5 protein-coding genes are annotated in these 5,676 nt (G+C 72.2%); all 5 read right to left on the bottom strand.

The features are described from left to right. Window positions 1-89: 89 nt before the first annotated feature. A complete protein-coding gene (locus tag ACFVYN_RS40880; RefSeq protein ID WP_390007900.1) occupies window positions 90-1,736 on the bottom strand; it encodes an AMP-binding protein in 1,647 nt (548 codons plus the stop codon). A gap of 26 nt (window positions 1,737-1,762) precedes the next feature. Further along, window positions 1,763-2,218, bottom strand: a complete 456-nt coding sequence (locus tag ACFVYN_RS40875; protein ID WP_390007898.1) for a hypothetical protein — start codon at window positions 2,216-2,218, stop codon at window positions 1,763-1,765. A gap of 78 nt (window positions 2,219-2,296) precedes the next feature. Then, the gene (locus ACFVYN_RS40870; RefSeq protein ID WP_390007896.1) at window positions 2,297-2,902 is read right to left on the bottom strand and encodes a lytic polysaccharide monooxygenase; all 606 of its coding nucleotides are present in this window, start codon (window positions 2,900-2,902) and stop codon (window positions 2,297-2,299) included. A gap of 95 nt (window positions 2,903-2,997) precedes the next feature. Further along, window positions 2,998-4,107: an SPFH domain-containing protein gene (locus tag ACFVYN_RS40865; RefSeq protein WP_390007894.1), complete on the bottom strand. Its 1,110-nt coding sequence runs from the start codon at window positions 4,105-4,107 to the stop codon at window positions 2,998-3,000. Between the two features lie 39 nt (window positions 4,108-4,146). Further along, a complete protein-coding gene (locus tag ACFVYN_RS40860) occupies window positions 4,147-5,475 on the bottom strand; it encodes a peptidoglycan-binding protein (protein WP_390007892.1) in 1,329 nt (442 codons plus the stop codon). Window positions 5,476-5,676 lie beyond the last annotated feature (201 nt).

Genomic DNA, 5,676 nt, shown 5'->3' with positions numbered 1-5,676 from the left:
GTGGGAGTAAGAAGCCCTTCCGCGTTTCCCCGGCTCAGACGAGGCCTGTCGGCCGGGGGTCTGGGGGTTGTCCCCCAGAAGACACAGCATCAGCGGGTCCGGGGTTCGAGTCCCTGGCGGCGCACCAATGAAGGGCCTCTCGTGAGAGCGAGGGGCCCTTCGGCGTCTTCCAGGCGCTGATATGTCCTCGTTCCCGGTGGGCGCCACCACACCGGGTCCGCGCAGCGCACGCCCTCCTTCCTGAGCAGTGCCCGGTGGATCTTGTTCGTGGCCGTAACCGGCATGCGGTCCACCACCCGCACGAACCGGGGTGCCATCTTCGTGCCCAGGTCGGGCTGGGCGGCCAGGAAGTCCGCGAAGGCCACCGGGTCGAAGGTGCCCGCGATCGTCGCCATCACCTGGTCCCCGGTGACCGGATCCGGCACCGCGTACACGGCGACGGCCACCGCCCCCTCGTAGCGCGCGAGGATGTTCTCGATCATCGCGGCGGCCAGGTTCTCGCCGTCCACGCGGAGCCGGTCGTCGGTGCGGCCCGCGAAGTAGAGGTAGCCCTCGGTGTCCCGGTAGAAGAGGTCGCCGGTCCAGTACCAGCCTCCCCGGCGGCGTTCGGCCTCCGCCTCCGGATTACGCCAGTACCCCTCGAAGGGGTTCGGGGCCCTGTTCACCAGTTCCCCTATCGCCTCGTCCCCGTTCAGCAGCCGCCCCGCCGCGTCGAACCGTGCGGTCGGGCACTCCCGACCCGTCTCCTGGTCGAGTACGACGAGCCCGGGCCCCGCCCGCCCGACCGCGCCCAGCGGAGTCCCGGGCGCCCACTGGATCGCCGCGCCGCCCTCGGAGGAGCCGTATCCCTCGACCAGCCGCACCCCGAACCGCCGCTCGAAGGCCGCCGCGTCCACCGCCCCCGCCTCCGTGCCGAAACCGAGCCGCAGCGGGTTGTCCCGGTCGTCCGCACGCTCCTCCGTGGCCAGGACGTACTGGATCGCCCGGCCGACATAGGTGAAGTACGTCGCCCCGTACGCCCGCACGTCCGCCAGGAACCCCGAGGCCGAGAACCGCCGCCTCAGCGCCACCCCCGCCCCGGTCGCCAGCGCGGGCGCCCAGTCGGCGATCACCGCGTTGCCGTGGAACATCGGCATGCAGATGTAGTGCACCCCGTCGGGTCCGAGCCGGAACTGGTCGGCCAGAGACCTCCCCGCCGCGGCCAGCCGGCCCTGGGAGCACAGCGCCGCCTTGGGGGCGCCGGTCGAGCCGGAGGTGAAGTAGAGGAGCAGCCGGTCGTCGGGGGCGGCACGGGAGGCGTCCGGTTCGGCGCCGGCGTAGGGCGCGAGCAGGGCGTCGTACTCCTCGGTGCCGGTCACCAGCAGGCGGACGCCGGGCAGGTCGAGGCCCCGCAGCAGGGGCAGGTGGGACGCCTCGGTGATCAGCAGGCGGCACTCGGTGTGCACGATGTCACGCGCCAGTTCGGCGCCCCGGCGGGTGGGGTTGACCCCGGCGACGGCGGCCCGGGCGAGAGCCGCGGCGCCCAGCCACAGCGGGTACTCGGGGGTGTTGTCGAGCAGCACACCGATGTGGGCCCCGGCGCCCGGCAGCAGGTCGGTGAGCAGTGCCGCCCGCGCGGCGGCGCCCGCGGCGACCTCGTGATGGGTGAGCGCCCGCCCCTCGAACCACAGCCCGGGACGGTGCTCGCCCCACCGCCCGGCGACGAGCTCCGCGACCGTACGCCTCCTGGAGTCCATGGAGGCGCACGGTAGTTGACGGACCGTCAGATGTGGAGACCCGAGTTCATCTCGGTGAAGGTGACCATGAAGCCGATGCAGAACGCCACGACGACGCCGAGGAACGCGAGCATGGCGAACGCGCGAGCGGCGTGCTTGGCGCGGGCCGGGGCGTGGGCCGTGGCGACGACCTCGGGTCCGGCGGTGTGGTGGACGGTGACGATGTCGCCCTCGACCGTGGTCCCCGGGCCGTCCTCCTCCTCGAAGCGGACGACCCGGCCGTCGCCGGTCGTGAACTCGTACACGTGGTGCAGGGTCGTGCGCACCCGCGTGTCCCCGCTGCCGCCGTGGGTCGTCGTGTACATCCGCAGACAGCGCGCCTCGGCCGTCAGCCCGCTGTTCCAGGCACTGCGCATCTGCAGCCAGCGCCGCAGCACGCCGTAGGCCGCGAAGAGGGCTCCGGCCATGATCAGCACGGGAACGATGTAGAAGAAGGCATCCATAACGCGTCCCCCGAGGTCAGGTACTGCTCGTGTGGGGGAACCTACCCCGGGGGAAGCCTGGACTGCCTCAAGCGATGCTCAGAACGTGACGTCCGAGCAGGCGTAGAACGCGTTCGTCGTGTCGGCGATCGTCCACACCGCGACGATCACATGCCGTCCGCTGAGCCCGGACGGCAGGGTGCCGCTGTGCGAGAGGGTCGAGGGGGGCCGCTGGCCGTTGTAGGGGACGGTCAGGAACGGGGTGAGGTTGAGGTCGGAGCGGGTCAGGTTGTGGTTCTGGTTCCAGCCCGCCTTGGTGACGTAGTACTTGAAGTCGGTCGTGGCGTGCATCGCGGTGAACTGCCAGCGGAACGTGTAGCTCTGGCCGCCCGTCACCCTGGTCGCCGGCCAGGCCCCGCCCGAGGGTGTCCTCGGCGCGCTGAGCTGGCTGAAGCGGCTCACGCCGCCGTTGCATATCTGGCCGTCGGCGGGCCCGCCGACCGGGAAGCCCTTGGGGCCCTCGACGCTCTGCGGCTCCCACTGGATGTCGCCGCAGTTCGTCACGGTGCCGTTCTGGCAGAGCTTCTGCCTGCTGATGGGGAGGTCGGTGTAGCCGTGGCCGCTGGCGCCGCCGGAGGAGAGCACGAGGGCCCCGGTGGTGGCGAGGCCCACCACGGCGGCGTACCACCTGGTCTTTTTGCGCATGCTGCCGCTCCTGGAGAACGTGGGGAGGTTCAGTGAGCTTGCAGGTCTAGACCAAGTCTCAGATTATTACTGCGCGTTGACCATGTCCATACCAACTACGCGCCCGATTCCGTCCGCCCCGCGCAGAACGCCACCGTCAAGTCCTTCACCAGCGCCTTGCGTTCGTAGTCGTCGAGTTCCACCAGGCCCCGCATGGTCAGCCGGGTCACCGTGTCCTCCACCGAGTCCACGACCGAGGTCAGCATGCTCGACCGGTGCTGGGCGTCCAGCGCGGCGATCCTGCGGCGGTGCATCGCGGCGGCGACCTCGGGGGCGTACTCGATACGCAGCGGCTGGACCGAGAACACCTCGACGCCGACGGGCGCGGTCTCCGCGGCCACCAGCCGGGTCAGCGCCTCCCCCGCCGCGTCGACCGAGCCGCGTCCGGATCCCGGCGCCTCCACCGGGACCCGGGCGAGCGCGGCCTCGACGCACTCACGCAGGTACGTCTCGTGGTCGTCGACGCCGAGCGTGGCCCGCGCGGTGTCCCGCACCCGCCACACCACGAGGACGACGACCCGGAGCCCGACCCCGCTCGCGTCGGCGGCCGGCATCGGCTCACCGCGCCAGTGCCGCAGCCGTACGTCGACCCGGCGGCGCAGCAGCAGCGGGTTGACCCACAGCAGGCCGGTGCGCCGGACGGTCCCCCGGTAGCGGCCGAACAGACCGAGCACCCAGGCGCGTCCGGTACGGCCCCGGGCCAGCCCGCCGAAGCCGAACAGGGCGAGGGCACCGGCTCCGGCGTACGCCGCCCACTGCGCCGGACCGAGGCCCGCGCCCGCGAACGCCGGGACCCTGAGCGCCTCGAGGACGAGCCGCGGCAGCACGCCGGCCCACCCCGAGGTGACCGCGCATCCGGCCAGTCCGCAGGCGCCGGCGAGGACACCCACCGAGCCCGGCAGCACCCGCGCGGAGCGCTCGGTCAGCTCCGGGTCGACGGCGGGGACGGGGCGCGGGGTGACCCGGTCGGGCCTGCGCAGGCGGGGCTGTTCCCCGGTGCCCTGCCGGCGTGCCACCACCGCGGGTCTCAGCGGTACCGACACGGAGTCGGGGTCGTCCCGGAAGAGCAGATGGACCGGGATCTCGGTGGTCGCCTCGTTCTGGATGAGCCGGGCCGGGCGGGCGTGCCCCTCGGACTCCGGTGTGGGTGAAGTGGTCGTAGTCATGCGTGTCTCCAGCCTCCGCGCCAGATGTCACCACAGTGGTTACGAGAAGAGCCGCCGCCAGGTCTCCGGCCCCGGGTAGCCGTCCGCCGCGCCGCCCCGCCAGCCCTGGGCGCGCTGGAAGGCCTCGACGCCCCGCCGGTCCCGCTCGCCCCAGCGCGGCCCCGGCTCGGTCGTGTAGTACTTGCCGAACCCTTTCTTCACCAGCTGTCCGCCGAGCTGGGTGACGTAGGTGTTGGTCGCGCCGGGCCGGAACATCGCGCGTCCCGGGTAGCCGGGGACGCCGTGCGAGGAGGGTGAGGAAGGTGAGGAGGGTCGGGCCGGGCCCGCCGTCCCCGTCCGGCCGCCAGCCCCGATGTCCTTGCCGGTGCCGGTCACCAGCAGCGTCCAGGCATGCGCCCCGGGCAGCCCGTCCGCGTCCTCGCCCTGCCAGCCCTGTGCCAGCTGGAACGCCTGGGTGGCCCTGCGGTCCGCGTCCGTCCAGCGCGGGCCGGGGCCGGAGGTGTAGTAGCGCCCGGCACCGCGCTTCACGAGCATGCGGCCGAGCTGGGTGACGTACTTGTTGTTGGCCCCGGGACCGAAGTAGGCGGCCCCGGGATAAGGGGTCACGTCCGGCGCCTGCGGCTTGGCGGTGTCCGGCTCGGCGCCCGCGGCGGCGCCCGCGAGCCCCTTGTAGCGGTAGGCGACGTAACGGTCCGAGTTGCTCCAGTAGGCGTACGGGGTGGCCTGCCCCCGGGCGTACGGGCGGGTCTCCTCGTAGGCGAGGTAGTAGGTGCGCGTGTAGTCCGTCCAGCCGCCGAAGATGACGACGTGGGAGCCCTGCTCGGGGTTGTCCGGGTTGTGGAAGAGCAGGATGTCCCCGGGCTGGAGGTCGTCCTTGGCGATCCTGATCCCGTACTGGCCCAGGCTGCCGGTCCACTCGTTGCCCGGCAGGTTCCAGGCCATGGAGACGAAGCCCGAGCAGTCCTGCCGGTAGCCGTCGCCCCAGTAGGCGGACATGCTGTACGGCACCCTCGCGGCGACCCACTGCTTGGCCCGCCGGATGATGTCCGCGCGGGTGGTGGTCGGCGTCTTGACGGCCGCGGGTCTGCCGCCGGAGCCGTGCAGGGGGGCCTTGTGCCCCTGCGGAGTGTCGGGCCCGTCGAACGCCGGGATCTCCGGCCGGGCCGGGGCGTGGGGGGCCGCGAAGGCCGGGGCCGTGTGGACCACGCCGAAGGCCGTGGAGGCCGCGGCGGCGACGACCAGGGCCCGGGTGGCGGCGGGGTGGCCGCCACCGCCCGTCGAGCGGGGGAGCACGCGCCGCCAGTGGACGCATCCGGGGCAGTCGCAGTCGCTCGCGGGATCGATTTCCTCGAATACCGGAGTCTCCATGCGACGCCCCTCACACTCCAGATAGAAATGTCCGCAACTGTGCACATTCGTCAGTTTCTCAACTGTCGCCCGCACGCGCATGCTGACGGTCCGAATGATGTACGTCGAGTCCGGAGCACCCTCGCCCGTCGGGTAGAGTTGTGCAGGTCAGCAGGCGCCGCTAGCTCAGTTGGTTAGAGCAGCTGACTCTTAATCAGCGGG

The organism is Streptomyces sp. NPDC058307 (assembly GCF_042880295.1).
GTDB lineage: Bacteria > Actinomycetota > Actinomycetes > Streptomycetales > Streptomycetaceae > Streptomyces.
This window is presented reverse-complemented; position numbering and strand designations above follow the sequence as displayed.

Coding starts and splice junctions, on each gene's coding strand:
- ACFVYN_RS40880 (WP_390007900.1), bottom strand. CDS start 1,736: ATGGACTCCAGGAGGCGTACGGTCGCGGAGCTCGTCGCCGGGCGGTGG.
- ACFVYN_RS40875 (WP_390007898.1), bottom strand. CDS start 2,218: ATGGATGCCTTCTTCTACATCGTTCCCGTGCTGATCATGGCCGGAGCC.
- ACFVYN_RS40870 (WP_390007896.1), bottom strand. CDS start 2,902: ATGCGCAAAAAGACCAGGTGGTACGCCGCCGTGGTGGGCCTCGCCACC.
- ACFVYN_RS40865 (WP_390007894.1), bottom strand. CDS start 4,107: ATGACTACGACCACTTCACCCACACCGGAGTCCGAGGGGCACGCCCGC.
- ACFVYN_RS40860 (WP_390007892.1), bottom strand. CDS start 5,475: ATGGAGACTCCGGTATTCGAGGAAATCGATCCCGCGAGCGACTGCGAC.